Source organism: Vibrio makurazakiensis (assembly GCF_050337375.1).
Classification (GTDB): Bacteria; Pseudomonadota; Gammaproteobacteria; order Enterobacterales; family Vibrionaceae; genus Vibrio; species Vibrio makurazakiensis.
The window spans coordinates 1-1,987 of sequence record NZ_JAKJSW010000400.1 but is presented as its reverse complement, the minus strand read 5'-3'; the positions used below and the strand labels follow the sequence as shown (position 1 = coordinate 1,987).

3 protein-coding genes are annotated in these 1,987 nt (G+C 37.9%); all 3 read left to right on the top strand.

The genetic code is table 11. The features are described from left to right. A partial coding sequence (locus L4C33_RS21900; RefSeq protein ID WP_428814495.1) for an ATPase, T2SS/T4P/T4SS family occupies nucleotides 1–363 on the top strand: 363 nt, incomplete at its 5' end. Between the two features lie 10 nt (nucleotides 364–373). Next, a complete protein-coding gene (locus tag L4C33_RS21895; RefSeq protein ID WP_428814494.1) occupies nucleotides 374–1,435 on the top strand; it encodes a type II secretion system F family protein in 1,062 nt (353 codons plus the stop codon). A gap of 107 nt (nucleotides 1,436–1,542) precedes the next feature. Continuing rightward, nucleotides 1,543–1,987 (top strand): transglycosylase SLT domain-containing protein (locus L4C33_RS21890; RefSeq protein WP_428814493.1); only part of this gene is annotated, 445 nt, incomplete at its 3' end.

Sequence of the window (1,987 nt, the reverse complement as noted above, 5' to 3'; positions counted from 1 at the left end):
CCTTTGCACTCTATGGTAAGTAAAAATGGAAATATAGACACTATTTCTAGAATTCAAGCTTCGAAAATTCTTAATAGTAATGCTAGAGCAGGTATTCGATTTACGAGTCCGGACGGGTGTGAGCACTGCGGGCAAACTGGCAACACCGGGCGTCGCGTTATTGCTGAGATGCTCTCGGTTGGTGATAACGTTCTCAATGCCCTTCAAAAAGAAGACTCTTTAGAGCTTTTTAACGCTTGGCGCTCTTCTCATGATGATGACGTAGCACTTGGTAAATCGTTGCGTGATAAAGCAACGGAACTCCTAATCATCGGCCTATTATGCCCATTAGAATTTGAGTCAAAATTCGGTTTTATAGAATAGAGGTTGCAACATGGAAGTGACAAAAAAAGAACGCCGTTTTCCCTTTCAATTTAGCCGACCTCAAATAAGGTTGAGTGTACAGGATCGTATTGCCTTTTATGAAAAGTCAGCTTCAATGCTAGAAGAAGGTATTTCATTATTCTTAGCGATTCAGCAAATGCACAAAATTGCTTTGCAGACCAACAATAAACGCAAGGCTAAAGTTTATGAAAAATGGGCAGAGAACTTTAAAAAAGGCAGCAAACTTGAAAAAGTGTTTGACGGTTATGTTCCGCAGAATGAACTAATTATCCTAGCGGTTGCTGAGAAAACAGGGCAACTTTTATCGGCATTTAAAGCATTAATAGAAACTGCACAATTAAAGCAAAAAATTAGAGACCAAATCCTTTCCGCAATACTTAAACCAGTTGGATCTATCGCGGTTGCCGTTGGGGTGATTATCTTTTTTACTATCAAGGTATTTCCGGTTTTTGAGGATGCAATTGAATTTAACACTTGGCCCTCAATGTCAAAGTTTGTTTATAGCCTAGGACAGTTTTTGCTTTCTGAAGGCAGTATTGCATTATTAATCTTTATTGTAGCCTTCGTTATATTTATTCGACATTTTTGTGTGAAATCTAGTTCTAGTGTACGGATGAGCTTAGATCGAGTGCCACCTTTTTCTTTGCATAAAAAAATATGTGCAGTGTACTTCCTTCAATCGCTCTCGGTACTACTGAACTCGGGTGTGTCCTTAGTTGAATCGATTAAAATTATCGAGGGGAATAGCGGTGGTTGGCTTAAAGCGAAGACAAGACGAATGTCAGAAAATATTCGTAAGGGTCAACCTTCTCATCAGATTATTGATGTAGGGCTGTTTGATCTAGAGACGATGGCTGATGTGGCTATATTTCTAGATCGAGGGAATATGGGAGTAAATATAGCTAAGATTTCATCTCGTAATGAAAAGCGCCTAGATGTTTTTTTTAAAAGTATGAGCGCGAATATTAACACTGCAATGTTAGCAATATTAGCCTCATTGACGATGATTATTTACTTCTCAATATTTCAGTTGACACAAATGATCGGATAGATTAATTGGGATTATGGTGAGTCACATACACCTTGTGTAAAACTAACTTGAATTACCCAAATTGCTTTAGGTTTGTGTGATTAGAAAGGTATGGCTATAAAATAGAAATGGAACTTCCAATTGACAACGCAATTAATCAAGTTGACTCGGCATATTATATTCATCAAACAAAGATCGGAAACGAGTTAGGCCTATGCGTATTGACTGCCGCTCGATATTTCGAGGTTCATCCAGACTATATATGGACAATAGCCCAGCAAGAAGCTGGAAAGACTGGTGAGTTTAGTACCAATAATGATGGAACACATGACCTAGGCCAGATGCAAATTAATTATGAGGTATGGAGTAAGGAGTTTGACAGGCTAGGTTACGTTGTCGATTGGACCAGAGTGTTTAACAACTTATGTGATAATGTTTTTGTTGCAACAAAAATTATAAAAATGAGGCAGAAAGGAGTTTCCGATGCTTACACTGCAATGGCAAATTATCACTGGTTCTACAAGGCAAAGTATAATAGACCACACCTAAAATACAAAAAACATATTGTTAAAC

Excerpts from the sequence above, each read along its gene's own strand:
- L4C33_RS21895 (WP_428814494.1), top strand. The coding sequence starts at position 374 with ATGGAAGTGACAAAAAAAGAACGCCGTTTTCCCTTTCAATTTAGCCGA.